Raw genomic sequence first — 25,562 nt, forward strand, 5'->3', positions numbered from 1 at the left:
GCCCGCTCCCACAGGGATCGCACTGGACCTTGTGGGAGCGGGCTTGCTCGCGAATGGGGCGACTCGGTCTTTTGTAGGAAATGCGGGCCTAGAAATCCCGCTTGTAGAAGATGTCCAGCGAACTGGCCACGCCGCCAGCGGCTTCGAGGTAGACCTTTTTGCTCAGCTTGTAGCGCAGGGCAATGGTGTTGGCCGGTTCGAACACGCCAACGCCATAGCGCAGGCTGAGCTTCTCGGAGAGGTTGCCGCTGGCCACCACACTGGTGGCAGTCCCGCTGCCCTGGGTGTCGAGCTGGAAGTCCTGAATGCCCAGGTTCTTGGCCAGACCGCTGGTGACCCCGGAGCTGCCCATCAAGCCCAGACCGAGGGCCGCCTGGGCGAGCATGTTGTTGTCTTCGCCATTGCTGCTCAACGGACGCCCAAGCACCAGATAGGACAGGGCCTGCTCCTGGCTCATGGCCGGTTCGGAGAAGATCTGCGTGGTCGGCTGCTCGGCGCTGCCACTCAGGCGGATGCCGGCGATGATGTCGTCGGTCTTGCGAATGGCTTCGATGTCCAGGTACGGCTGATCGATGGGGCCGGCAAACAGCAAGCGAGCCCGGCGCACCGAAAGCCGCTGGCCGTAGGCGCGATAACGCCCGTCGTTGAGCCATAGTTCACCACGGGTGTCCATGTTGTCGCCGATGTGCACATGCCCCTGCACATTCGCGGTCAGGCCGAAGCCGGCGAAACTCAGCTTGTCCTCGCCGACCACCACTTCGATGTCCATCTTCATCGCCAGCGGTGGCTTGCCCTCCTCGGTCTGCTGACCGACGATCACCGTGTCATCGGAGACCTTGACCGTCGACGGCGGCAACTCACGAATTGTGATTTCGCCCTTGGGCACCAGCACTTTACCGGCGATGGCCAACTCGTCGCCCTGCACCGAGATCTTCAGGTCCGGTGCCACTTCAAGCTTGGCGTAAGGCTCGACGGTGACCGGCAACTGTGAGCCTTTGAGCGCCAGGTCCACCACCAGCGCCTGGCCCCAGGCGATGTTGCCGTTCAAGCTGCCCTGCCCGGCCTTGCCACTATTCCAGCCGCCGTTCAGTTGTACGCTTTCACCGGCGATGAGCGCCTGTACGTGCAGGTTTTGCAGCTCCATTGGCAATTCAGGTCCGGCCACTATGCCGTCACTCAGTTGCAGACTGCCATTGACCTGCGGCGCCAATAGCCCGCCGGAAATCGTGCCGCTGCCATTCAAGCGCCCGGCCAGCTTCTCGACCATCGGCACGAATGGCCGCGCCACCGACAGGTCCAGCCCGCTCAAACGGAACGAGCCGCTCAACGGTTTGTTCTTCGGCAAGGGATTGAGCTGCGCCTGGACCATCAGTTCGCCGAGTTTGCCACCGACGAAGTTGAGCTCGGTGTCGATGCGTTTGGGCGTGAGTTTGCTGGTGAGTTTCAGGGTCTGGTACGGGAAATCCAGCCACTGGTCCTTTTCCTTGATGCGCAACGTGCCGCCGCCGGCATCGACGCTGATCTGGCCGTTCGGGCCATTGGCCGGCAGGTCCAGTTGCAGGTCGGCATTGAGCCGGCCCTGCCAGGCGAAATCCTTCGGCAACCACTGGGCGAGGCTGTCGATCGGGAATTGCTTGAGGTGATAACGCAGCTTCGGCTCGGGCATCAGGCGCGAGTCCTCACCGCACAGGCTGGCCTGGCCGGAGGCCCAGCAGTGGGCGCCGAAGTTGATTTTGCCGTCCGCCAGGCGTTCGAGTTTCGCCGGCCCTTGCAGTTTCCAGTCCTGGCCACCGGCCTGGATATCACCGCTGGCCAGGCGGCCACGCCAATTGCCTTGGTCCAGCGCACCGTCCAGGCCAAGCGCCAGTTTCAGCTTCGGTCCTTGCAGGTCGAGGCTCAGTTTCTGGTTTTTTATGTCGCCCTGGCCGCTGGCGGTCAGCGCGCCCAGTGAAGTGTCGCCCGCCCGGATGCCGCTGCCCTTGAGGTCGATTTTCGCCCGTTGCGCACTGTCCAGCGTGGCGTCCAGGTTCAGGCTCTGCAGGCGATTGTCCTGGAATGCCAGTTGCGAGCCTTGCAGGTCAAGCTTGCCTTGCGGTGCCTTGAGCGTGCCGGCGACATCCACGCGACCATTGAGTTGGCCGCGTAGTTGTGGCCAGAGCTGGGCCAGGTGCGGCAGCTTGAGATCGATCTGCCCAACGAGTTTCTGTTGCAGGCTGCCTTTGCCGCTGATGCTGTTGTCGCCCAGGCGAACTTGCAGGGCGTTGAGGTTCCATTGCTCGCCACGCCCATCGGCCTTGGCCTGGATCACCGCCGGTTGACCGCGCAGCTTGCCTTTGAGGTCCAGGTCGGCATTGAGGCTGAGCGTTTCATTCTTCATCTCGCCCTGGCTGCGCAACGGCCCGGCCAGCGTGCCCGGCAGCTCCGCGACCCAGTACGCCGGGTTGATCGCCGACAGGCCCAGCGCGGTGTCCCAGGCAATGCCGTCGGCGAATTGCAGGTTCAGGTGCCCTTCGGCCTTGCCTTGCCCGGCCTGGAGTTGAATCTGTTGCAGGTAAATTTTCGTCAGATCGCCCGCGAACGGACTGGCCAGGGTGAAGGCCCCGGCCGGACCATCCAGTGCGGCGTCGAAATGACCTAGGTACTTGCCGTCGGTATAGGACACCTCACCGTTGAAGCGGCGCAACGCCACTTCCGGCTCGTCGATCAATGGATAGAGGCGGTGCCAGGGGAAATCCAGCCAGTCGATTTTCGCCTCGGCGCTCAGGCCTTTGCTCCAGTCCACCTGCCCGGTGAGCTTGAGGCTTTGCTGGTCGTTGGCGGTCAAGTCCAGTGCGGCGATCTGCGCGCCCTTGGCGTCGACCTTGCCTTGCAGCGCCAGTGCGACCGGCCCTTGTTCTGCGGGCAACGTGGCTTTGCCTTGTAGCGCATAGCCGTTTTTCAGGTCACCCGTACCGGTGAGTTCCAGTTGATTGAGTTGCAGGGTGTCCGGCAGATCGGCACCGGGTTTGAAGCCGTCGGCGGTGATCCGCAGCTTGGCCGGCAGGTTTTCCACCAGCGGTTGCAGTTCGCCGGTCAGTTGCCCGTTGAGGTAGCCGCTGCTGTCGGCCTTCAGATTCAGGGTTTTCAGCAGGTCGCCGTCGATCTTCAACGCCAGCGCCAAGGGTTCAGGCGTCGACAATAGAGTCAGCTTACCTTCGGCGTTGAGCGGCCAATTACCGCTTGGTTGCAACAGGCCGGACAGGTTCAGGCTCAGGTCATCGCGCTGTAACGATATCGCGTCGATTTTCAAACCGGCCGCCGTCCAGTGCGCCGCCAGTTGCAGCCCCTTGAGTTCTTCGCTGCCGTTGAACAGCAGGCGGCCGACCTTGATTTCTCCCAGCTCGATGGCCACCGGTAGCTTGAGCTCCGGGAGCGTGATCGGGCCGCTGCCTGGTTCCTCGGCACCCGGCGGGAACGTCAGGCTGACCTGATCGGCCTGCAATTGCTCGATGCACAAGGTCATGCGGGTCAGGCACATCGGCGACCAGGCAAAAATCACCTTGTTCAGTTCAACCCGGCTGGTGTCCTGCTGCCACAGCACCCGATCGGCACTCCACTGCCCGCCCAGCCGGCCCTGGAAGTTTTCCAGGGTCAAACCCGGCACAAACCCCAACGCCCAGCGGCTGCCCGTCGCCGTGCCCAACACTGTGGCCAGCGTCAGGACAACCAGCATCAACAGCGCCAGAATCGCCAACAGCGTTACTTTCAAACCACGCTTCACAGCTCGGGCCCCATGGAAAAGTGCAGTCGAATGCCGCCATCGTCGTCCAGCGCATGGGCCAGGTCGAGGCGGATCGGCCCCACCGGCGACACCCAGCGCACGCCGATACCGACCCCGGTCTTGAGGTTCGGCAGTTCGAGTGTATTGAAAGAGTTGCCCTGATCGACAAAGGTCGCGACCCGCCATTTTTCGGCGATCGAATACTGGTACTCCGCGCTGGCGGCGACCATGTAGCGACCACCGATGCGGTCACCGTCGGAATTTTCCGGGGACAGGCTCTGATAGTCGTAACCGCGCACGCTCTGATCGCCACCGGCGAAGAAGCGCAACGATGGCGGCACCGATTTGAAGCCGTTGGTGGCACTGCCGCCGACCTGCACGCGCCCGAGGAAGCGGTGGTTGTCGAACACCGTGGTCAGGCCTTTGACCAATGCCGTGCCGTAGAGCAGGTTGCTGTCGGACCCCAAACCTTCCTTGGCCACTTTGGATTCGAATTGCAGCCGATAGCCGTTATGCGGGTCGATGCGGTTGTCACTTTTCAGGTACGAGTAGTTCACACCGGGCATCAGCAGATTACTGAGTCCCGAGTCGTCGCCGAGCTGATAATCCTCGCGCTGCCACTTGAGCGACACCACCCGCTGCCAGCCACTGGGCAACTTGCTGTGCCATTCGGGGCCGAGGGTCAGCAACTTGCTGTGGGTGTCGGTGCCGGCGATGTCTTCATTCTGATAGCCGCCGGCAAAACGCAGTTTGTCGGTCAGCGGTGGGTCCAGCGGAATGTCGTAGAACAGCCCGACGTTTTGCCGAGGCGCCGAGACTTCGGTCTCCCAGCCGTAACTGTGCCCCTGCGCGTTGACCCAGTGCCGGGTCCAGTTGGCCTTGGCCCGTGGGCCGACGTCGGTGGAGAAACCCAGGCCCAGGCCCATGGTCCGCGGCTTGCGGGTGTCGAGTTTGACGTCCACCGGAATCGCATCGTCCCTGGATGCCGTCGGTGCCGCGTCCACCCGCACACCTTCGAAGTAGCCGCTCGATTGCAGGTTCTGATTGAGTTCGGCGATCAGTTCCGAGTCATATGGCGCACCGGCCTTGAACGGCACCATGCGTTGCAGCAGCTCATCGTCGAACGGCGTATCGCCCTCGAAACTGACTTTGCCCAAGGTGTAACGCGGACCACTTTCATAGATCAGTTCGATATCGGCGACGCCGGCACGCGGGTCGACCGACAATTTTGAACGAGTGAAGTGGCCGCTGAAAAAGCCATAACGCGAAGCCTGATTCTGGATCAGGCGCTTCGCATCCTCGTAATGCCCATGATTGAGCACCGCGCCGGGCTTGAGCGCGTCGCTTTTGGGAACTCGAAAGGATTTGAGGGAGGCTGCCGGGCCTTCGACACGCACCGTGACGTTGCGTAAATGCACCGGCTCACCGGGGTCGACCGTCAGCACCAGGCGCGGGTCCTTGCCGCCCTTCACCTCGCTATCGATGTGCGGCTGGTAATAACCCAAGGCCTGGGCGGCCTTGCGCGCCTGTTCTTCGGCGCCACGGCTGAAGCGCAGCAAGGCTTCTTCGTCACGATCGCCGAGGCTGCCGATATAGCCTTCTATATTGGCCTTCAGCTCATCATTGGACGGTTTGATCCGTACATCCAATTCACTTTGTGCCAGCGCTGTGCAGCTGGTCATCAGCATCAGCACACCGCTGGTAATTCTTCCTGGAAACTTCATAGGCGCGGATGCTATCACGAGCTTGAGAGCGTGATAGAGCCTGGCACGCAAGGAAAGTTCGCCATTCAGGCCGTTGCGGTGTGCAACACCTGGGGATTGGGGTGAAAAAACACGTGCTCGCGAATCGGTCCTACGGCAACTTCACCGATTTCCTCATAGCCCTGACGCTTATAGAACTCCAGATAGCGAGGATTCCCGGTATCGAGGATCACACCCTGTGAGTTTTCATCCACGGCGCACCAGTTGTGCACGGCTTGCAACAGTTGTTCGCCGAAATGTTTGCCCTGGAACTGCGGATGAACCCCCAGCAACGGCAGGACGTGCACCGAGTCGTTCGGCACGCAGGCCTCCACGGCAGCGTGATATTCAAGGTAGCGACGGGTGCAGCGAAATCCCGTACTGAGCACCATGCGCAGGCGCCAGGCCCAACTTTCGGTGATGCCAAGACGACGTTGCGGCGGCGCGATCAGGGCGATGCCGATCAGGCGGTCGTTGACCAGCAGGCCGATGGCAGGCAGGTCCTGGAGAAAATGCTGGGTCACCAGTTCGCGCACAGTGGCGCGAACCCGTTGTTCGTAACCGGGACGCTCGGCTTCGAACAAATAGCCGAAGGTCGGCTCGTGTCGATAAGCCTGATACAGCAGTGAGCGCGCCTCAAGGGCGTAGCCGCTGTCGAGCATGTGAATATCGGCGATGGCGGTCGAGGTTTCGGGCATGACGGTTGATCTCCCCGGCACAGCTCGGGTGGCTGCGCTCTTGTTGTTGCGAGCTGATCGGCACTGACACAGTTCCTTACAGATTCGCAATCAGTGTAGGCAATGAAATCGCCTTCGCGAGCAAGCTCGCTCCCACAGGTTATGCGCCTGCCTTTGCTTTTGTGGGAGCGAGCTTGCTCCGGGCGGCGTTCCGACGATAAGGCCATCACTGCCCACACAAGACTGACTGGCAAAACCGAATCATCTCACCCCACACTGGCCCGATTCCCACATGTCAGCTAGCATCGCCCTTTTGCCAGGACTGCCGACCATGAAGATCGTCTCCTTCAACATCAACGGGCTGCGCGCCCGTCCCCATCAGCTGGCGGCGCTGATCGAAAAGCACCAACCCGATGTGATCGGCTTGCAGGAAACCAAGGTCCACGACGACCAGTTTCCTCTCGATGAAGTCAGAGCACTGGGCTACCACGTGTATTACCACGGGCAAAAAGGTCACTACGGCGTCGCCCTGCTCTCGCGCCAGGAGCCGCTGGCCCTGCATAAAGGTTTCGCCACCGACGAAGAAGATGCCCAGCGTCGCTTCATCTGGGGCACCTTCGCCGACGCCAACGGCGTGCCGGTGACCATCATGAACGGCTATTTCCCCCAGGGCGAAAGCCGCGACCACCCGACCAAATTCCCGGCCAAGGAACGCTTCTACAGCGATTTGCAGCAACTGCTGGAAAGCCAGTTCAAGAACGACCAGCCACTGGTGGTGATGGGCGATGTGAACATTTCCCCGGAAGACTGCGATATCGGCATCGGTCCGGACAACATGAAGCGCTGGCTGAAAACCGGCAAATGCAGCTTCCTGCCGGAAGAGCGCGAGTGGATGGCCCGCTTGAAGAACTGGGGCCTGGTGGACAGTTTCCGTCACCTGAACCCGGACGTGACCGACACCTTCAGCTGGTTCGACTACCGCAGTCGTGGTTTCGAAGACGAACCCAAACGTGGCCTGCGCATCGACCTGATCCTCGCCTCCCACGGCTTGCTGCCGCGGGTGAAGGCCGCGGGGGTGGACTACGAACTGCGCGGCATGGAAAAACCTTCGGACCATGCGCCGATCTGGCTTGAGTTGAGCTGATCCCTCCCGGCCACCTCAATACCCTGTGGGAGCGAGCTTGCTCCGGGCGGCGTTCCGACGATAGCGGTGGTTCAGTGACAATGATGTCGACTGACACTCCCTCATCGTCGGAACGCCGCCCGGAGCAAGCTCGCTCCCACAGGGGACCACCACTGCAACTTGTCATTTTTCGGAAACCTTACTGACTTAATCTCCCGACACCTCCTTTGGCTATGTAAGGTGCCGGCATGATGCTGCGCGTGCTGTTCCTGTTGATGCTGTGCATGGGCTTGCCGCAGGTGGCTTCTGCCGGTGGATTACCGACACCCGAACACGGCCCGGTGCTGCGCATTCAGGGTTCCAACACCATCGGCGCGGCATTGGGGCCGGCGCTGGTCGAGGGCCTGCTGAGCGAACAGGGCCTGCGCAAGATTCACCGCGAAACACCAGACACTGCCAACGAACTGCGCATTGTCGGCGAAACCGTTCAGGGCCGTCGGGTCGTGGTGGAGGTGACAGCCCATGGTTCCAGCACCGGTTTCAATGCGCTCAAAGCCGCCAGCGCCGATCTTGCCGCCTCGTCGCGCCCGATCAAGGACAGCGAACTGGCCAGCCTCCAATCCCTAGGTGACCTGAAAAGCCCAGGCGCCGAACAGGTCATTGCCATCGATGGCCTGGCGATCATCCTTCATCCGGACAATCCGCTGAACCAACTCGACACCGTGCAACTGGCGCGCATCTTCAGTGGCGAGGTGAAAAACTGGGAAGACGTCGGTGGCCGCGGCGGGCCGATTCATCTGTATGCGCGGGATGATCAGTCCGGGACCTACGATACTTTCAAGGAACTGGTCCTCAGTGGCCGAGGGAAAACCATCGGCAGCGCGGCGAAACGCTTCGAGTCAAGTGAACAACTGTCCGATGCGGTCAGCGCAGACCCGCAAGGCGTCGGTTTTATCGGTTTGCCCTACGTACGCCAGGCCAAGGCCGTGGCCATTGTCGACGGTCAATCGCAAGCCATGCTGCCGCTAAACAGCCTGATTGCCACAGAAGACTATCCGCTGTCCCGTCGATTGTTCTTCTACCTGCCACCCAACGGAAAAAATCCCTGGGCCGATGCGCTGGTAGCCTTTGCCCAAAGCGCTAACGGTCAGGCCATTGTGGCCGCCAATGGTTTTATTGCCCAAACCGTCCAGGCCATGGCCGTTACCCCCAATGCGTTGATGCCCGAGGGTTATCAGGCGCTGAGCCGACATGCTCAACGGCTGTCGGTGAACTTCCGCTTCGAGGAAGGCAGCGCCAGCCTGGACAACAAGGCCCGACAAGACCTGTGGCGGGTGCTCGACTATATAAAGCAGCACGGTAAAACCGAAGGACAGGTCACGCTGGTGGGGTTTGGCGACGACAAGAGCGACCCGGCGCGCGCCGATCTGTTGTCGAAACTGCGGGCCATGGCGGTGCGGCGGGAGTTGGTGAAGAGCGGCGTAGTGTTTCGCGAAATTCGCGGATTCGGTGCCGAAATGCCGGTGGCGGCCAATAGCGCCGATGAAGGGCGGATCAAGAATCGGCGGGTTGAGGTTTGGGTGTATTGAGTCTGAAGTTGACAGGTTGAATCGGCTGACGCCATCGCGAGCAAGCTCGCTCCCACAGGGATCACACTGAGCCTGTGGGAGCGGCGGTGCGGCGATCCGACTTGCTCGCGAATGGCAGGCGCCGCGGTCTTACTGCCCGCTACGCATCATCTCTTTCGGCACATATTTGCCGATCTCGAATTTACCGATCGCCGCGCGGTGCACTTCGTCCGGGCCGTCGGCCAGGCGCAGGGTGCGCTGCATCGCGTACATGTAGGCCAGCGGGAAATCATTGGAAACCCCTGCCCCGCCATGGATCTGGATCGCCCGGTCAATCACCCGCAACGCAACGTTTGGCGCGACGACCTTGATCTGCGCGATCTCGCTGCGGGCCACTTTGTTGCCGACCGTGTCCATCATGTACGCCGCCTTCAGTGTCAGCAGGCGTGCCATGTCGATCTCCATCCGCGAGTCGGCGATCTTGTCGACGTTGCCGCCCAGGCGTGCCAGGGGCTTGCCGAATGCCGTACGGCTCACCGAGCGCTTGCACATCAGTTCCAGCGCACGCTCGGCCATGCCGATCGAACGCATGCAGTGGTGAATCCGGCCCGGGCCAAGGCGACCTTGAGCGATTTCGAAGCCGCGTCCTTCGCCCAGCAGGACGTTTTCGTACGGTACCCGGACGTTTTCGAACAACACTTCGGCGTGACCGTGGGGAGCGTCGTCGTAGCCGAACACCGGCAGCGGACGCAGGATTTTTACCCCGGGGGTGTCCACCGGCACCAGAATCATCGAGTGCTGGGCGTGACGTGGCCCGTCCGGATCGCTCAGCCCCATGAAAACCAGGATTTTGCAGCGCGGGTCACAAGCGCCCGAGGTCCACCACTTCTTGCCGTTGATCACCCACTCATCACCATCGCGCACTGCACGGGCGGCCATGTTGGTGGCGTCGGAGGACGCGACATCCGGTTCGGTCATGGCGAATGCCGAGCGGATCTCACCGCGCAGCAATGGCTCGAGCCAGCGTTGTTTCTGCTCTTCGTTGGCGTAACGCACCAGCACCTCCATGTTGCCGGTGTCCGGTGCCGAGCAGTTGAAAGGTTCCGGCCCCAGCAGCGAGCGGCCCATGATTTCCGCCAGCGGCGCGTATTCGAGGTTGGTCAGACCGGCACCGAGCTCAGACTCAGGCAGAAACAAATTCCACAGACCTTCAGCCTTGGCCTTGAGTTTGAGTTCTTCCATGATCGCGGTCGGCTGCCAGCGGTCGCCCTCGGCGACCTGACGCTCGAACACGGCTTCGGCGGGATAAACGTAAGTATCCATGAACGCTGTTACGCGCTCACGCAGTTCCTGAACCTTGGGCGAATAAGCGAAATCCATGAGCGAGATACCTTCTTGGGGGAGGTTGTTTAGATCATGCAATCGATGCTAGAACAGCCATGAAAATTTACCTAGCCTATTCTCGGCGTGTATAAACATTCATCACCGATATATGATCGGCTGATCATCAGGATCAGCCCGCCCACACAATAAGAGAGCCGCGTAATGAATCTGAGCAAGGTCGATCTCAACCTTTTCATCGTCTTCGACGCGATCTACACCGAAGCCAACCTGACCCGCGCCGGGCAGATTGTCGGCATCACCCAACCGGCGGTGTCGAACGCCCTGGCCCGCCTGCGCGAGACCTTCAACGACCCGCTGTTCGTACGCACCGCCCAGGGCATGGTGCCGACGCCCATGGCGCAGAACATCATCGGCCCGGTGCGCAATGCGCTCTCACTGCTGCGCGTGTCGGTGCAGGAAAGCCGCATTTTCAACCCGCAGCAAGCGGTCAAGACCTATCGCATCAGCATGACCGACCTCACCGAAGCGGTGATCCTGCCGCCGCTGTTCCAGCGCCTGCGCCGCCTGGCGCCGACGGTGATCATCGAGAGTTTTCTGTCCAAACGCCGCGAGACCACCAAGGAACTGGCAGCCGGCCGCCTGGACTTTGCGGTGGATGCGCCGCTCAACACCGACCCGCAGGTGCGTCACGTCAAGTTGATGGAAGACCGCTACGTGTGCGCCATGCGCAAGGGACATCCGCTGGCGGGCAAAGAGAAACTCACACTGGATGATTACCTGAGCCTGACCCACATCCATATTTCCAGCCGCCGCAGCGGCCTCGGCTATGTCGACCTGGCACTGGGCAAGATGGGCATCCAGCGCAAGATCGCCCTGCGTTCCCAGCATTACCTGATGGCCTCGCAGGTGTTGCAGCAGACGGACATGGTCATGACCGTGCCGGAACGTTTCGCCCGCCGTAACGACCTGCACGCCTTTTATCTGCCGGTCAACGATGTTCCGCCGGTGGAAACCCACCTTTACTGGCACGAAAGCACTGACCAGGACCCGGCGAATCGCTGGATGCGCGAGCAGATGATCGAGTTGTGCCAGCAGGTGACGGCGCAGGAGAAAAAGCTCGAGAAGGTGTAAGGCCTTATACCGAGTTATCGTTCATCGCGAGCAGGCTCGCTCCCACATTGGATCTGCCGTGAACACGAAATCTGTGTACTACGAAGATCCCCTGTAGGAGCGAGCCTGCTCGCGATGGGGCCAGCAAGAACAGCAGAAATCGCTGCCCCTTGACGTAAACGTCAACCTGCCATTAGCTTAGCGCCATGACCTTTTGCGAGCGCTTCCATGAGCAGCCAGACCTACAGCATTTCCGATCTCGCCCGCGAGCTCGACATCACCACCCGCGCCATTCGCTTTTATGAGGAGCAAGGCCTGCTCAGCCCCGAGCGCCGTGGCCAGGAACGCATTTACTCGCCCCGCGACAAAGTCAGCCTGAAGCTGATCCTGCGGGGCAAACGCATCGGTTTCTCGCTGGCTGAATGCCGCGAGCTGATCGAGCTCTACGACCCGTCCAGCGGTAACACCAAACAGTTGCACAGCATGCTGGCGAAAATCAGCGAGCGCCGTGAGCAGCTTGAACAGCAGCTGCTGGACATCGAACAGATGAAACTGGAGCTGGATACTGCCGAAGAGCGTTGCGTGCAGGCGCTGGAGCAGACCCTCAAGAGTCAGGAAGTCATTCAGTAAAACCCGCCCCTTGTAGGAGCGAGCCTGCTCGCGATGGTCGTTAACGATAACGCGTGTTTGCCGGATAAACGCGGTGCCTGAGAACCCAWCGCGAGCAGGCTCGCTCCTACAGGGTTCTCCGAACAATCAGCACAGGTCGAAGCCCATGTCCCTCCCCTCTCACGTACGCATTGTCGAAGTCGGCCCACGCGACGGCCTGCAAAACGAAGCCCGACCCATCAGTGTTACCGACAAGGTGCAGCTGGTCGATGCACTGACCGCAGCCGGGCTCGGCTATATAGAAGTCGGCAGCTTCGTGTCACCCAAGTGGGTGCCGCAGATGGCCGGTTCCGCCGAGGTCTTCGCGCAGATACAGCGCAAACCGGGTGTGGTCTATGGCGCGCTCGCTCCCAACCTGCGCGGATTCGAAGATGCCCTCGCCGCCGGGGTCAAGGAAGTGGCCGTGTTCGCGGCGGCGTCCGAAGCATTTTCCCGGCGCAACATCAATTGCTCGATCAGCGAAAGCCTGGACCGTTTCGCGCCGATCATGGAGGCCGCCAGACAACATGGGGTTACCGTGCGCGGTTACGTGTCGTGTGTGCTGGGATGCCCCTATGAAGGTAACGTCGCCCCGGAGCAAGTCGCCATGGTCGCCCGCGAGCTCTACGCCATGGGCTGCTACGAGGTCTCGCTGGGGGACACCATCGGTACCGGCACCGCCGGCGCCACTCGGAAAATGTTCGAAGTGGTATCAAAGGATGTACCCCGTGAAAAACTCGCCGGGCACTTCCACGACACCTACGGTCAGGCTGTGGCCAACATCTACGCCAGCCTGCTGGAAGGTATCTCGGTGTTCGACAGCTCCATCGCAGGTCTCGGCGGCTGCCCCTATGCCAAGGGCGCCAGCGGTAACGTCGCGACCGAAGACGTGGTTTACCTGCTAAACGGCCTGGGCATCGACACCGGAATCGATCTCGACGCCCTGATGCTCGCCGGTCAGCAGATTTGCACCGTATTGGGTCGCCCTACCGGTTCCCGCGTGGCCAAGGCCCGCAGCGCACAGTGAGTGCGCTGAGTGTGTCCGGGTGTTACCGCTGTGTCTGAAACGTGGGCGCAAGCGAGTAACACGGAAACAAAATGTAGGGTTTTGCCTGAGGCGAAAAACCCCTCAAAACTACAAAGCATTGATTTTAAAGGCTTTTAAAAAACTGGCACGGCTCCTGCTATATCTATCGCACAACAAGAATAAAAAAATTGCGGCAAACCTAATAAAAACAAGACGTAACGACTCTGACATAACAAAAACAACACGGCAGAGACGCAGCTAACAGATTTTTTTGGAGAAGATGTGCTTTTCAGGGTGCTTTTCGAAGTGACCCGCAACCGGGCAGAGAACAATAAAACTACCTTCAGGTAGCTCCCGAACTGGTTGGATCGCTCAGCGAGAAAGTAGATCAGCGCTCAAAAAAATACGTTTGCTCTTGATCCCGGATGGGGATCGCCAAAAACAGCGGTAAAGGGCAACGGTTGCCAAAAACAACAACAGACCGACCCTCAATAATAAAAAAAGAGCACGCGCAACGAAAATTAAAGGGGAGCTTCGGCTCCCCTTTGTGCTGTCCGGGATTCTGAAAACTCTGCAAGATACTGTGGGAGCGAGCTTGCTCGCGATGGCGGTGGTTCAGTCGACATATCTTCTGAATGTACTTCCGCTATCGCGAGCAAGCTCGCTCCCACAGGTTTCCTCTTCAATCCTGCTTTTCGCGCAACTCCTCGATACTGATCTCGCGCATCCGGAATTTCTGGATCTTGCCGGTCACGGTCATCGGAAACTCCTCGACGAACTTGAAGTAGCGCGGCGTCTTGAAGTGCGCGATGCGCTCCTTGCACCAGGCTTGCAGCTCCTGCTCAGTGGCGCTATGGCCAGGATGGAACTTGATCCAGGCAACAATCTCTTCGCCGTAGCGCGAGCAGGGAATCCCTATCACCTGCACATCGGCGATGGCTGGATGGGTGAAGAAGAATTCCTCCAGCTCCCGCGGGTAAATATTCTCGCCGCCCCGGATAATCATGTCCTTGTTGCGCCCGGCAATGCACACATAACCCTCGTCATTCATGCTCGCCAGGTCGCCGGTGTGCATCCAGCCTGCCTGATCGATGGCTTCTGCGGTGCCTTCGGGGTTGTTCCAGTAACCCAGCATCACGCTGTAACCACGAGTGCACAGCTCACCGATGGTGCCCCGCGGCACCAGGTTGCCCGCTTCGTCGATGATCTTGCTTTCAAGCTGCGGCTGGGTACGGCCGACGGTGGTCACGCGCAGTTCCAGGTCGTCTGACGGACCGGTCTGCAACGACACCGGACTGGTTTCCGTCATGCCGTAGGCAATCTGCACTTCGCTCATGTGCATTTCGCTGATGACCCGGCGCATCACTTCGATAGGACAGGTCGCGCCCGCCATGATCCCGGTGCGCAGGCTCGACAGATCGAATTCGGCACGTTGTGGTTGATCGAGCATGGCGATGAACATGGTCGGCACGCCGTACAGCGCCGTGGCTTTTTCGTCAGCCACAGTGCTGAGGGTCAGCAACGGATCGAACGCGTCGTTTGGATAAATCATCGTGCTGCCATGGGTGATGCAACCGAGGTTGCCCATGACCATGCCGAAGCAGTGATACAACGGTACCGGGATCACCAGGCGATCGGCAGCCGTCAGCCCCAGGCTTTCGCCGACCATGTATCCGTTGTTGAGAATGTTGTAGTGACTGAGGGTCGCGCCCTTGGGGAACCCGGTGGTGCCGGAGGTGTACTGGATATTCACCGGCTGATCGAAATGCAGGCTGTCCTGGCGCTCATGCAACTGCTCGACCGTGACGCTGCCAGCCAGATCGGCCAGTTGCGACCATGGCAGGAAGCCCGATGGTGGCTGCGCATCCAGGCTGATGACGCCACGCAACTCCGGCAACCGCTCGCTGTGCAACTTGCCGATGGATTGCTCGGCCAACTCCGGCACCAGCCCTTGCAGCATGGAGTGATAGTTCGAGGACTTGAAAGCCCCGGCACACACCAGCCATTGGCAGCCGGACTGCTTCAACACGTATTCAAGTTCGGAACTGCGATACGCGGGATTGATGTTGACCAGGATCACGCCGATTTTCGCGGTGGCAATCTGGCTGATGCACCACTGCGCGCAGTTCGGCGCCCAGATGCCGAGGCGGTCCCCGGCTTGCAGCCCCAGCGCCAGCAGTGCTCTGGCGTGCAGGTCCGCGGCCTCGGCCAACTGCCGCCAGGTGTAACGCAGCTGTTGATGGCGCACCACCAACGCCTCCCCGTCCGGGTATTGCGCGACCGTGTTGTCGAACGCCTGGCCGATGGTCATCGCCAGCAAGGCTTTGTCCTGGGAACCACGGGTGTAACTGCGTTGCGGGCTTGCACTGGGTTGATCCATGACGACCCCTATTGTCTTTATTTATGGGCTACCAGCGGTCTCTTGTGGGAGCGGGCTTGCTCGCGAAAGCGGTGTATCAGTCACATTGATGCTCTACCGCGTTCTATCTTGAACTGGCTCTACTCTCGCTCAAGTTGACGTTAACGTAAAGGGTGATTGACAGCCATTCGTCACAGGCTTACGTTAACGTAAAGGTGAGAACCCATTGACAGTCTCACCAACCGACAAAAAAGCCAAAAGGTGACCCATGAGCTATCCATCCCTGAACTTTGCCCTCGGTGAAACCATCGACATGCTGCGCGATCAGGTCCAGTCCTTCGTCGCCAAGGAGATCGCCCCGCGCGCCGCTCAGATCGACATCGACAACCTGTTCCCCGCCGACCTGTGGCGCAAATTCGGCGACATGGGCCTGCTGGGCATCACCGTACCGGAAGAATACGGCGGCGCTGGCCTGGGTTACCTGGCCCACGTGGTGGCGATGGAAGAAATCAGCCGTGGCTCGGCCTCGGTGGCCCTGTCCTACGGCGCGCACTCCAACCTGTGCGTGAACCAGATCAACCGCAACGGCAACCACGAACAGAAATCCAAATACCTGCCAAAACTGATCAGCGGCGAGCACATCGGCGCGCTGGCCATGAGTGAGCCGAATGCCGGTTCCGACGTCGTCTCGATGAAACTGCGCGCCGACAAGCGCGGCGATCACTACGTGCTCAACGGCAGCAAAACCTGGATCACTAACGGCCCGGACGCCAACACCTACGTGATCTACGCCAAGACCGACCTGGAAAAAGGCCCCCACGGCATCACCGCCTTCATCGTCGAGCGCGACTGGAAAGGCTTCAGCCGCAGCAACAAGTTCGACAAGCTCGGCATGCGTGGTTCGAACACCTGCGAGCTGTTTTTCGATGACGTCGAAGTGCCGGAAGAAAACATCCTCGGCGTGCTCAACGGCGGCGTGAAAGTGCTGATGAGCGGCCTCGACTACGAGCGTGTTGTCCTTTCAGGTGGCCCGACCGGGATCATGCAGGCGTGCATGGACCTGATCGTGCCGTACATCCACGACCGCAAGCAGTTCGGCCAAAGCATCGGCGAATTCCAGCTGATCCAGGGCAAGGTCGCCGACATGTACACCCAACTCAACGCCAGCCGCGCCTACCTGTACGCCGTGGCCCAGGCCTGCGAGCGCGGCGAAACCACACGCAAGGACGCCGCCGGGGTAATCCTCTACAGCGCCGAACGCGCCACGCAAATGGCCCTCGACGCGATCCAGATTCTCGGTGGCAACGGCTACATCAATGAATTCCCGGCCGGTCGCCTGCTGCGTGACGCCAAGCTGTACGAAATCGGCGCGGGCACCAGTGAGATCCGTCGCATGCTGATCGGTCGCGAACTGTTCAACGAAACCCGCTAAACGGAGCTGTCCATGGCTACCCTGCATACCCAGCTCAACCCCCGTTCAGCGGAGTTCGCCACCAACAGCGCGGCGATGCTCAAACAGGTCGACGCCCTGCACACCCTGCTCGCCCAAGTGGCGCAGGGTGGCGGGCCGAAGGCGCAAGAACGCCACACCTCGCGGGGTAAATTGCTGCCTCGCGAGCGCATCAACCGTTTGCTGGATCCGGGCTCACCGTTTCTGGAAATCAGCCAACTGGCGGCTTACGCGGTGTATGGCGAGGATGTTCCGGCGGCGGGCGTGATTGCCGGGATCGGCCGTGTGGAAGGCGTCGAATGCATGATCGTCGCCAACGATGCCACCGTAAAAGGCGGCTCGTACTACCCGCTGACGGTGAAAAAACACCTGCGCGCGCAGACCATCGCCCAGCAGAATCGCCTGCCGTGCATCTATCTGGTGGATTCAGGCGGTGCCAACCTGCCGCGTCAGGATGAAGTGTTTCCGGACCGCGAACACTTCGGCCGGATCTTTTTCAACCAGGCCAACATGAGCGCCCTGGGCATTCCGCAGATTGCCGTGGTCATGGGTTCCTGCACCGCTGGCGGCGCGTATGTACCGGCGATGGCCGACGAAGCGATCATGGTCCGCGAGCAGGCGACGATCTTCCTCGCCGGCCCGCCGCTGGTGAAGGCCGCGACCGGTGAAGTGGTCAGCGCCGAAGACCTCGGCGGGGCCGATGTGCACTGCAAGATTTCCGGTGTAGCTGACCATTACGCCGAGAGCGACGAACACGCCCTGGCCCTGGCACGCCGCAGTGTCGCCAACCTCAACTGGCGCAAGCTGGGTGAGGTTCAGCAACGCGCTCCGGTCGCCCCGCTCTACAGCAGCGACGAGCTGTACGGCGTGGTCCCGGCCGACGCCAAGCAACCGTTTGACGTGCGCGAAGTCATTGCGCGGCTGGTGGACGGTTCGGTGTTCGACGAGTTCAAGGCGCTGTTTGGCACCACACTGGTGTGCGGTTTTGCCCACCTGCACGGTTACCCGATCGCGATCCTTGCCAACAACGGCATCCTCTTCGCTGAAGCGGCGCAGAAAGGCGCGCACTTCATCGAACTGGCTTGCCAGCGCGGCATCCCGCTGCTGTTCCTGCAGAACATCACCGGCTTCATGGTCGGCCAGAAGTACGAGGCTGGCGGCATCGCCAAGCACGGCGCAAAGCTGGTGACCGCCGTGGCCTGCGCCAAGGTGCCGAAATTCACCGTGATCATTGGCGGCAGTTTCGGTGCCGGTAACTACGGCATGTGCGGCCGCGCCTACGATCCGCGATTCCTGTGGATGTGGCCGAACGCACGCATCGGCGTGATGGGCGCCGAACAGGCGGCCGGCGTTCTGGTGCAGGTCAAACGCGAACAGGCCGAACGCAGCGGCCAGGGTTTCAGTGCCGAGCAGGAAGCCGAGATCAAGCAACCGATCCTTGACCAGTACGAGGAACAGGGTCACCCCTACTATTCCAGCGCGCGCCTGTGGGACGACGGTGTCATCGACCCGGCCCAGACCCGCGACGTACTGGCACTGGCCTTGTCCGCGTCGTTGAACGCGCCAATCGAACCGAGCCGCTTCGGCGTGTTCCGGATGTGATTTTCTGTGGGAGCGGGCTTGCTCGCGAAGGATCCGCCGCGGTTCATCTGATGCACCGCGTTATCGTTCTTCGCGAGCAAGCCCGCTAGCGACTTCAACACCCTCGAACTGCTGAGCGATCCAAGGGGTTTTGCGACTCTGTGGCTCAGCCGTGAAGAAAAGAACAACGCCTTCAATGCCGAAATGATCCGCGAGCTGATCCTCGCCCTCGACAAAGTCGCGAGCGATACCAGCCTGCGATTTTTGATCGTGCGCGGCCGCGGCAAGCATTTCAGCGCCGGCGCCGACCTGGCCTGGATGCAGCAATCGGCCGAACTCGATTACGCCACCAACCTCGATGACGCCCGGGAACTGGCGGAGTTGATGTACAACCTGGCCAAACTGAAAATTCCAACCCTGGCAGTGGTGCAAGGCGCAGCCTTTGGTGGCGCATTGGGCCTGATCAGTTGCTGCGACATGGCCATCGGTGCCGATGACGCACAGTTCTGCCTGTCGGAAGTGCGCATCGGCCTGGCGCCGGCGGTGATCAGCCCGTTCGTGGTGCAAGCCATTGGCGAGCGCGCGACACGTCGCTATGCCTTGACCGCTGAGCGCTTCGGCGGGCAACGGGCACGGGAAATCGGCTTGTTGTCGGAGAGCTATGCAAGTGCCGAGCTGGAGCAGAAAGTCGGGCAGTGGATCGACAATCTGCTACTCAATAGTCCGGCAGCGATGCGCGCCAGCAAGGATCTGTTGCGCGAAGTCGGTGACGGCTCACTGACCCCGGCATTGCGCCGCTACACCGAAAACGCCATCGCCCGCATCCGCGTCAGCCCCGAAGGCCAGGAAGGCTTGCGCGCCTTCCTGCAAAAACGTCCACCGAGCTGGCAAGCCGAAACCACCAAGGAGCCCCGCTGATGAGCGCACCTGTCCTCACCACCCTGCTGGTGGCCAACCGTGGCGAAATCGCTTGCCGGGTGATGCGTACCGCCAAGGCGCTGGGCCTGACCACCGTGGCCGTGCACAGCGCCACCGACCGTGACGCCCGGCACAGCCGCGAAGCCGACATTCGCGTTGACCTGGGTGGCAGCAAAGCCGCCGACAGCTACCTGCAGATCGACAAACTGATCGCCGCCGCCAAGGCCAGTGGCGCCCAGGCGATTCACCCCGGCTATGGCTTTCTGTCGGAGAACGCCGGATTCGCCCGCGCCATCGAAAACGCCGGCCTGATATTCCTTGGCCCGCCCGCCTCGGCCATCGACGCCATGGGCAGCAAGTCCGCCGCCAAAGCCTTGATGGAAACCGCTGGCGTGCCGCTGGTGCCCGGTTATCACGGCGAAGCCCAGGACCTCGAAACCTTCCGCGACGCCTGCGAACGCATCGGCTACCCGGTACTGCTCAAGGCCACCGCGGGTGGCGGCGGCAAAGGCATGAAAGTGGTCGAGGACGTCAGCCAACTGGCCGAAGCCCTGGCCTCGGCCCAGCGTGAAGCGCAATCGTCGTTCGGCGATTCGCGGATGCTGGTGGAGAAATACCTGCTCAAGCCACGTCACGTGGAAATCCAGGTGTTCGCCGACCAACACGGCAATTGCCTGTACCTCAACGAACGCGACTGCTCGATTCAGCGGCGGCACCAGAAAGTCGTCGAAGAAGCGCCGGCACCCGGCCTGAGCCCGGAGCTGCGGCGTGCCATGGGTGAGGCCGCCGTGCGTTCGGCGCAGGCCATCGGTTATGTCGGTGCCGGCACCGTGGAGTTTCTGCTGGATGCGCGGGGCGAGTTCTTCTTCATGGAGATGAACACCCGCCTGCAAGTCGAACACCCGGTCACCGAAGCCATTACCGGCCTCGACCTGGTGGCCTGGCAGATTCGCGTGGCCCGCGGCGAAGCATTGCCGATGACGCAGGATCAGGTGCCGCTGGTGGGTCATGCAATCGAAGTGCGGCTGTATGCCGAAGACCCGGGCAATGATTTCCTGCCGGCGACCGGTCGACTGGAGTTGTATCGCGAATCCACGCAGGGGCCAGGGCGTCGGGTGGACAGCGGTGTTGAAGAAGGCGACGAGATCTCGCCGTTCTACGACCCGATGCTCGGCAAGTTGATTGCCTGGGGCGAGGACCGTGAACAGGCGCGTTTGCGCCTGCTGAGCATGCTCGACGAATTCGCCATCGGCGGGTTGAAGACCAACATCAGTTTCCTGCGGCGCATCATCGGTCACCCGGCATTTGCCGCTGCTGAACTGGATACCGGCTTCATTCCGCGTTACCAGGAACAGTTGCTGCCGGCCCCCTCGGAGCTCAGCGATGGTTTCTGGCAAGCCGCCGCCCAGGCGTTTGCCCAGAGCCAGCCGCCTGCAACCCGTGCCGATGACCCGAGTTCGCCGTGGGCGGTGCCTAATGGGCTGCGTGCTGGCTTGCCGAGAGAAATCACCCTTCACCTGAGTTGTGAAGGCCAGGACCGGGCGCTGACGCTGGGTGACAGCAATACCCACAGCGCCCGGCTCAAGGGCGAGCAGCTGCTGACCGAGCAGGCTGGCGTGGCCCGTCAGCACCGCGCAATACGCCGTGGCGAACATGTGTATTTACAGTGGGATGGCGAGTTGCGTCGCATCGAGTCTTACGACCCGATCAGCGCCGTCGAGGCCAGCCACAGCCATCATGGCGGGCTGACCGCCCCCATGAACGGCAGCATCGTCCGCGTGCTGGTGGAGGCCGGGCAATCGGTCGAAGCCGGAGCGCAATTGGTGGTGCTGGAAGCGATGAAGATGGAGCACAGCATTCGCGCGCCCCATGCCGGGGTGATCAAGGCGCTGTATTGCCAGGAAGGCGAGATGGTCAGCGAAGGCAGTGCGCTCGTCGAACTGGAAGAAGCGTGAAATGAAGATCGGTCCTACGCATCGCGAGGACCGATCTGATCAGAACCTGGCTGTTGCCTGAACCACTACGCCGATGATTCGACATTCTTCGGCGTACAAGGCTTTCGGATACGTCGGATTGAGCGGGACCAGATAACGCTGCCCGCCCTCTTCGATGAGCTTGCGGAACGTGGCTTCGGCGCTGTCCGGCCACTGGGCAATGACCAGTTTGCCAGGCACCGCTTCCACTGCCGGGTCCACCAGGATCAACATGCCTTCCGGAATGCTGATGCCATTGGGTGCGGTCATCGCATCGCCTGCCACCCTCAACCAGAATGCCGGCCCCCGGGCGTGGTAATCGGACAGTTCATAGCGCTCCTTGCCATACACCGGGACCTCGCCGTCGCGCACTTCGGCAGGTTCGCGCCAGCCACTGACCGGGTAGCGGAAGTACGGGTTGTACTTCTGTGTCAGAGGGATTTCGTCGTCGGTTGACGCCTGGGGTTCCCGGATCACCAGCGCCACTTCGAGAAACTCAAGGCCCAGTGCCCGCAAGACACGGTTCATGTCTTCGATGCCGGGTTCACGACGTTTGTTGAGCCAGTGGCCAATGCCGCCCTGGGACATCCCGAGGCGCTCGGCGAGTATCTCTTGAGTGATTTTGAGTTCACTCATCTTGGCCTTGACCAATTCAATCCATTTATCCATGTGCGGCACGATACGTGGGCGACTCCGGCCATCAAAACACAAATTGTAGTATTTAAATACTCGTCACAAATACAGTTCGTATTAGGATCAATTCACGGATCTGAATCTAACACGGAGCTTGCTATCGCCATGAGCCAACCCACCAATGACCTGCCGGACATGCACATCGACACCACCCTCACCTCGCCCCTGGACTCAGCGGCGGCACAACGCGCGCTGGACTATTACTTGAAACCAGCTGTTTCAGAGGAAGTGGTCGAGCCGCGTTTTTTTGATGTGAACCGCAATATCAGCGGCGAAGAGGCACTGGTCCATGCCTTGGACCTGTTGCGCTGTGCTGCCGCCACCGCTTACGAGTCAGCCAGTCACCTGCAAGGCGCAAGCCGCGACCTGGCGTTTTCGACGGTGCACATGATCGACATGGCCAAGGCGATGGTCGATCGATCGCTGGAGAAGTATGAAAACGGTTGAGGCGAGAACGCAGATCGAGAAGACAGGAAAGAACTTTCCTGTCGCAAAGGTAAAAACGTTTGACTTGCAAACGAGAATGATTATTATTGCATCAACTGGTCGCGAGATCAGTCGATGGACCAGGTGACCTTAGGTCGGTCTCCTGGACTATCTCCTCATCAGGCTAATCACGGTTTTTGACCCGGCTTTTTGCCGGGTCTTTTTTTTGCCAGTTTTTCTGGCTTTGGCTTCAGGCTAATGAAGTCTTTGGGTGCTGCAAATTCGAAGGCGCGGATGATATCAAAAGAATGTCGGTTGGCAAGAGAAGCCCGGCATCATGGGTTGAAACCAGCGACAGATAGCACTTGAGAATCAATCGCACAGTCTCTAAGCTGCGGCAGCGTCAAGGAGGACGCCCCCACCTCTGCACCCCGCAATTTCCCTCGGTTTCACCCCACTCTTGCGTGTAAAGTAGCCGCCATAAAAATCATATTCAGGACCCGATTATGAGCGTGGCTAAATCCTCTTTCGACATCAGTGCCAACTTCGACAGCGGCAACATCCAGGTCATCGACATCAGCGATCCGCTCAAACCGCTTCTGGCCATTCGCCCGGACACACGCAGCGCCCATTTCCAGTGGTTCCACTTCAAGGCCAGCGGCCTGCACGTCGGCCAGGAGCATTGGTTTCGCCTGAACAATGCAAGCCAATCCTCCTACAACAAGGCCTGGACCGGCTATCAGGCGGTGGCGTCCTACGATCACGTCAACTGGTTCCGCGTACCCACCATTTTCGAAGGCGACTGCCTGCGTTTCAGCCTCGAAGCCGAGCAGACCCATGCCTGGTTCGCCTACTTCGAACCCTACAGCCGTGGCCGTCACGACTGGCTGATCGAGCAGGCGCTGACCAAGACCGGCACCGAACTGCTGGCCACCGGCAAGAGCGCCGAAGGGCGCGACATCCAGTTGTTGCGCAAAGGCACCGGGGCCGAAGGTCGACGCAAGGTGTGGATGATTGCCCAGCAACAYCCSGGCGAGCACATGGCTGARTGGTTCATGGAAGGCGTGATCGAGCGCCTGGAAAAACACGACGACCCTGTGCTGAACAAACTTCTGGCCAGCGCCGACCTGTACCTGGTGCCGAACATGAACCCGGATGGTGCTTTCCACGGCCACCTGCGCACCAACGCCATGGGCCAGGACCTCAATCGCGCCTGGCAGAGCGCCAGCCAGGAAATCAGTCCGGAAGTCCTGTTCGTACAGCAGCAGATGGAAAAGTACGGCGTCGATATGTTCCTCGACGCTCACGGCGATGAGGAAATCCCTCACGTGTTCACCGCCGGTTGCGAAGGCAATCCGGGTTACACGCCACGGATCGAAAAGCTCGAAGAACACTTCCGCAGCCATCTGAAACATACCACCAAAGACTTCCAGACCAAGCACGGCTACACCCGCGACGAACCGGGCCAGGCCAACATGACGCTGGCCTGCAACAGCGTTGGGCAGAAGTACGACTGCCTGTCGCTGACCCTGGAAATGCCGTTCAAGGACCACGACGACCACCCGAACGCGGAAACCGGTTGGTCGGGCAAACGTTCGAAACAGTTGGGCAAGGATGTGCTGACTACGCTTGCCGATATGGTCGACATCTTGCGCTAATTCGACTACATAGTGACGTGGCCTGACAACAGGCCACGTCACTCACTTGAGCATTTATGGCGTTGTAACAACGGATTTGCTCGGCAGTGAAACCAGTTCGGTAAAGCTGACAGCCTTAACGAAGTACAGGGCCTCACCATAGATATTGGTTGCGGTAAAGGTTAACCCCGTACTGTCTCCAATTTTTTCTGGCAAAGGGCCCAGCCCCTCAGAAACTTTCACACCGTATATTTCATATCGAACAGCTTTAGGTGATGCGTTCCAGCTAAAAGTAATTGTGTTAGCGGTTGAACCCGCTTTGGCAAAGTTTCCTGGTGCTGCTGGTGGGGATTGGGGTGGAGCGTAAGAGGATAGCCGCACAGCATTTTCGCGCCATACACGTGCTGTATCGGCGGTTACAACATTCCCTAACGGCAAACCATACTGATCCATGACGGCCGGTGTCGAGTAATAAATTGAATTTGGACCGCTACATAAGATACTTCGCGACTTTCCATTGAAATATCCAAAACGATAGTTATTCACCCCGTTGACATTGCAATGATTACTGCCCGCATTGTGGCCAATCTCGTGAGCGAATGTCGAAGCGCTGTTAGATACGCCTATCGCAGATCCACCTGGCATCCAACCCACGCCGATTGGTCCCCCGGGCACAATATAAGCAAAATTACCGTACGTAACATCTGGCTGGAACCTGGCCATACCCTCGGCAAAAATTGTACGTAATTTCCTAAGTGTTTCACTTGAAATAGGATAGTCGTCTTCAACTACCTCAATACCTACCAGTCTCAATGAAACATTGTCCACCAGCGAATTTCGCAACATCATGTTGACTAACTCTATCTTGGCCAATGCATCGGCATGCGCATCGCCACCCGCTCTAACAACCCCCGCCTTGGAGTATCCCATCAGTACATCTACAACAAAGTGTTCTGCTTGAGTTGAATCCACAGATGCAGTAGCGACCTGTTCACTCGGATTGGGGACAGCGTCTTCAATATCGGTATTAACCTCAGGCTCCGGAATAAAATGACTTACCCCCTTACTATCAACATGTAAAGAACCGAATTGTCCCGGCTTATTGATTAATGCTGTCAAACTTCCGTCAGCCGAACGAACCGTGACCAATGAACCCTCAGACTTATCCGGCATACGCAGCTTGCCACTCTCGACGGTATAACCATCAATAACCTTTGAACTTGAGCGCTCGAAAACCGCCGGCACAATCAAATCCGCATACAACTCAGCTGTCGACTTACTGGCAACATTCTCGACAACCCGGCTTTTCAATTCCCTGGAATCAGTCGTCGGCGGATGCGTACAGGCACCGAGTATCACAGCCAAACACACTAACGACAGCCCGGAAAAGGCGCGTCGTTTGGAACGCATACCTGCAATCTTGAACATGGCTCGTCTCCCTGAATGGCACGATCAGTGCTGTTTGACTGACACCCCTTTGGGACCACTGCCGTCTTCGAGCATTGAACGTGCTTTTTCAGGTCAGC

17 protein-coding genes and 1 pseudogene are annotated in these 25,562 nt (G+C 59.9%); 11 read left to right on the forward strand and 7 right to left on the reverse strand.

Annotation, left to right across the window (positions count from 1 at the left end; genetic code table 11):
• Nucleotides 1–88 precede the first annotated feature (88 nt).
• The 3 genes from AB4Z35_RS23775 to AB4Z35_RS23785 all read right to left on the reverse strand — a co-directional run bounded on the left by AB4Z35_RS23775 (nt 89) and on the right by AB4Z35_RS23785 (nt 6,200).
• Complete coding sequence (locus AB4Z35_RS23775) at nt 89–3,760, reverse strand: translocation/assembly module TamB domain-containing protein (protein WP_442099766.1); 3,672 nt, start codon at nt 3,758–3,760, stop codon at nt 89–91.
• Nucleotides 3,757–5,484, reverse strand: coding sequence for an autotransporter assembly complex protein TamA (locus AB4Z35_RS23780; RefSeq protein WP_442099767.1), 1,728 nt, complete (start codon nt 5,482–5,484; stop codon nt 3,757–3,759). The genes AB4Z35_RS23775 and AB4Z35_RS23780 overlap by 4 nt, the downstream gene beginning before the upstream one ends.
• A 65-nt stretch (nt 5,485–5,549) precedes the next feature.
• A complete protein-coding gene (locus tag AB4Z35_RS23785) occupies nt 5,550–6,200 on the reverse strand; it encodes a GNAT family N-acetyltransferase (protein WP_007999542.1) in 651 nt (216 codons plus the stop codon).
• Nucleotides 6,201–6,510: 310 nt separating this feature from the next.
• Between AB4Z35_RS23785 and xthA the strand changes: the two genes are divergently transcribed.
• Together xthA and AB4Z35_RS23795 are read left to right on the forward strand one after the other, a co-directional pair.
• The gene (xthA, locus tag AB4Z35_RS23790) at nt 6,511–7,323 is read left to right on the forward strand and encodes an exodeoxyribonuclease III (RefSeq protein ID WP_442099770.1); all 813 of its coding nucleotides are present in this window, start codon (nt 6,511–6,513) and stop codon (nt 7,321–7,323) included.
• A gap of 227 nt (nt 7,324–7,550) precedes the next feature.
• On the forward strand, nt 7,551–8,891 hold the full coding sequence (locus AB4Z35_RS23795; protein ID WP_442099771.1) for a phosphate ABC transporter substrate-binding/OmpA family protein: 1,341 nt from the start codon (nt 7,551–7,553) through the stop codon (nt 8,889–8,891).
• 129 nt (nt 8,892–9,020) lie between these two features.
• Here the strand turns inward: AB4Z35_RS23795 and AB4Z35_RS23800 are convergent, their stop codons facing one another.
• Complete coding sequence (locus AB4Z35_RS23800; protein ID WP_442099772.1) at nt 9,021–10,250, reverse strand: acyl-CoA dehydrogenase; 1,230 nt, start codon at nt 10,248–10,250, stop codon at nt 9,021–9,023.
• 165 nt (nt 10,251–10,415) lie between these two features.
• On the opposite strand from AB4Z35_RS23800, the gene AB4Z35_RS23805 reads away from it, so the two are divergent.
• From AB4Z35_RS23805 to AB4Z35_RS23815, 3 genes are all read left to right on the forward strand, one after another.
• The gene (locus AB4Z35_RS23805; protein WP_007970503.1) at nt 10,416–11,345 is read left to right on the forward strand and encodes a LysR family transcriptional regulator; all 930 of its coding nucleotides are present in this window, start codon (nt 10,416–10,418) and stop codon (nt 11,343–11,345) included.
• Nucleotides 11,346–11,552: 207 nt separating this feature from the next.
• Nucleotides 11,553–11,954 carry a MerR family transcriptional regulator gene (locus AB4Z35_RS23810; protein WP_103395451.1) on the forward strand — a complete coding sequence of 134 codons (402 nt, stop codon included), beginning with the start codon at nt 11,553–11,555 and terminating at the stop codon, nt 11,952–11,954.
• Nucleotides 11,955–12,099: 145 nt separating this feature from the next.
• Nucleotides 12,100–12,999, forward strand: coding sequence for a hydroxymethylglutaryl-CoA lyase (locus AB4Z35_RS23815; protein ID WP_442099773.1), 900 nt, complete (start codon nt 12,100–12,102; stop codon nt 12,997–12,999).
• A gap of 682 nt (nt 13,000–13,681) precedes the next feature.
• Here the strand turns inward: AB4Z35_RS23815 and AB4Z35_RS23820 are convergent.
• Entirely contained in the window at nt 13,682–15,379 is a 1,698-nt protein-coding gene (locus AB4Z35_RS23820) for an AMP-binding protein (RefSeq protein ID WP_442099774.1), read from the reverse strand.
• A gap of 247 nt (nt 15,380–15,626) precedes the next feature.
• Here AB4Z35_RS23820 and AB4Z35_RS23825 point away from each other — a divergent pair, with 247 nt between their 5' ends.
• The 4 genes and pseudogenes from AB4Z35_RS23825 to AB4Z35_RS23840 all read left to right on the forward strand — a co-directional run bounded on the left by AB4Z35_RS23825 (nt 15,627) and on the right by AB4Z35_RS23840 (nt 21,262).
• Nucleotides 15,627–16,790: an isovaleryl-CoA dehydrogenase gene (locus AB4Z35_RS23825; RefSeq protein WP_008031893.1), complete on the forward strand. Its 1,164-nt coding sequence runs from the start codon at nt 15,627–15,629 to the stop codon at nt 16,788–16,790.
• Between the two features lie 12 nt (nt 16,791–16,802).
• Complete coding sequence (locus AB4Z35_RS23830; RefSeq protein ID WP_108230165.1) at nt 16,803–18,410, forward strand: carboxyl transferase domain-containing protein; 1,608 nt, start codon at nt 16,803–16,805, stop codon at nt 18,408–18,410.
• An 87-nt stretch (nt 18,411–18,497) separates the two neighbouring features.
• Nucleotides 18,498–19,307 (forward strand): annotated as a pseudogene (locus AB4Z35_RS23835) (gamma-carboxygeranoyl-CoA hydratase); the annotation flags it as partial.
• Complete coding sequence (locus AB4Z35_RS23840; RefSeq protein ID WP_442099776.1) at nt 19,307–21,262, forward strand: acetyl/propionyl/methylcrotonyl-CoA carboxylase subunit alpha; 1,956 nt, start codon at nt 19,307–19,309, stop codon at nt 21,260–21,262. The pseudogene AB4Z35_RS23835 and the gene AB4Z35_RS23840, both read left to right, overlap by 1 nt.
• Nucleotides 21,263–21,301: 39 nt before the next feature.
• Here AB4Z35_RS23840 and AB4Z35_RS23845 read toward each other — a convergent pair whose 3' ends face one another.
• The gene (locus tag AB4Z35_RS23845) at nt 21,302–21,949 is read right to left on the reverse strand and encodes an XRE family transcriptional regulator (protein ID WP_108230168.1); all 648 of its coding nucleotides are present in this window, start codon (nt 21,947–21,949) and stop codon (nt 21,302–21,304) included.
• Between the two features lie 129 nt (nt 21,950–22,078).
• Between AB4Z35_RS23845 and AB4Z35_RS23850 the strand changes: the two genes are divergently transcribed.
• Nucleotides 22,079–22,420 (forward strand): DUF6124 family protein, encoded by a 342-nt coding sequence (locus tag AB4Z35_RS23850; RefSeq protein ID WP_007999522.1) that lies wholly within the window; start codon nt 22,079–22,081, stop codon nt 22,418–22,420.
• Nucleotides 22,421–22,905: 485 nt separating this feature from the next.
• Entirely contained in the window at nt 22,906–24,057 is a 1,152-nt protein-coding gene (locus tag AB4Z35_RS23855; RefSeq protein WP_442099777.1) for a M14 family metallopeptidase, read from the forward strand.
• Nucleotides 24,058–24,111: 54 nt separating this feature from the next.
• Here AB4Z35_RS23855 and AB4Z35_RS23860 read toward each other — a convergent pair whose 3' ends face one another.
• On the reverse strand, nt 24,112–25,464 hold the full coding sequence (locus AB4Z35_RS23860) for a hypothetical protein (protein WP_442099779.1): 1,353 nt from the start codon (nt 25,462–25,464) through the stop codon (nt 24,112–24,114).
• Nucleotides 25,465–25,562 lie beyond the last annotated feature (98 nt).

The sequence above is a fragment of the Pseudomonas sp. KB_15 genome (genome assembly GCF_052114525.1).
In the GTDB taxonomy this organism is placed as follows: domain Bacteria; phylum Pseudomonadota; class Gammaproteobacteria; order Pseudomonadales; family Pseudomonadaceae; genus Aquipseudomonas.

Excerpts from the sequence above, each read along its gene's own strand:
- AB4Z35_RS23780 (WP_442099767.1), bottom strand. The coding sequence starts at position 5,484 with ATGAAGTTTCCAGGAAGAATTACCAGCGGTGTGCTGATGCTGATGACC.
- AB4Z35_RS23785 (WP_007999542.1), bottom strand. The coding sequence starts at position 6,200 with ATGCCCGAAACCTCGACCGCCATCGCCGATATTCACATGCTCGACAGC.
- xthA (WP_442099770.1), top strand. The coding sequence starts at position 6,511 with ATGAAGATCGTCTCCTTCAACATCAACGGGCTGCGCGCCCGTCCCCAT.
- AB4Z35_RS23795 (WP_442099771.1), top strand. The coding sequence starts at position 7,551 with ATGATGCTGCGCGTGCTGTTCCTGTTGATGCTGTGCATGGGCTTGCCG.
- AB4Z35_RS23800 (WP_442099772.1), bottom strand. The coding sequence starts at position 10,250 with ATGGATTTCGCTTATTCGCCCAAGGTTCAGGAACTGCGTGAGCGCGTA.
- AB4Z35_RS23805 (WP_007970503.1), top strand. The coding sequence starts at position 10,416 with ATGAATCTGAGCAAGGTCGATCTCAACCTTTTCATCGTCTTCGACGCG.
- AB4Z35_RS23810 (WP_103395451.1), top strand. The coding sequence starts at position 11,553 with ATGAGCAGCCAGACCTACAGCATTTCCGATCTCGCCCGCGAGCTCGAC.
- AB4Z35_RS23815 (WP_442099773.1), top strand. The coding sequence starts at position 12,100 with ATGTCCCTCCCCTCTCACGTACGCATTGTCGAAGTCGGCCCACGCGAC.
- AB4Z35_RS23820 (WP_442099774.1), bottom strand. The coding sequence starts at position 15,379 with ATGGATCAACCCAGTGCAAGCCCGCAACGCAGTTACACCCGTGGTTCC.
- AB4Z35_RS23825 (WP_008031893.1), top strand. The coding sequence starts at position 15,627 with ATGAGCTATCCATCCCTGAACTTTGCCCTCGGTGAAACCATCGACATG.
- AB4Z35_RS23830 (WP_108230165.1), top strand. The coding sequence starts at position 16,803 with ATGGCTACCCTGCATACCCAGCTCAACCCCCGTTCAGCGGAGTTCGCC.
- AB4Z35_RS23840 (WP_442099776.1), top strand. The coding sequence starts at position 19,307 with ATGAGCGCACCTGTCCTCACCACCCTGCTGGTGGCCAACCGTGGCGAA.
- AB4Z35_RS23845 (WP_108230168.1), bottom strand. The coding sequence starts at position 21,949 with ATGGATAAATGGATTGAATTGGTCAAGGCCAAGATGAGTGAACTCAAA.
- AB4Z35_RS23850 (WP_007999522.1), top strand. The coding sequence starts at position 22,079 with ATGAGCCAACCCACCAATGACCTGCCGGACATGCACATCGACACCACC.
- AB4Z35_RS23860 (WP_442099779.1), bottom strand. The coding sequence starts at position 25,464 with ATGTTCAAGATTGCAGGTATGCGTTCCAAACGACGCGCCTTTTCCGGG.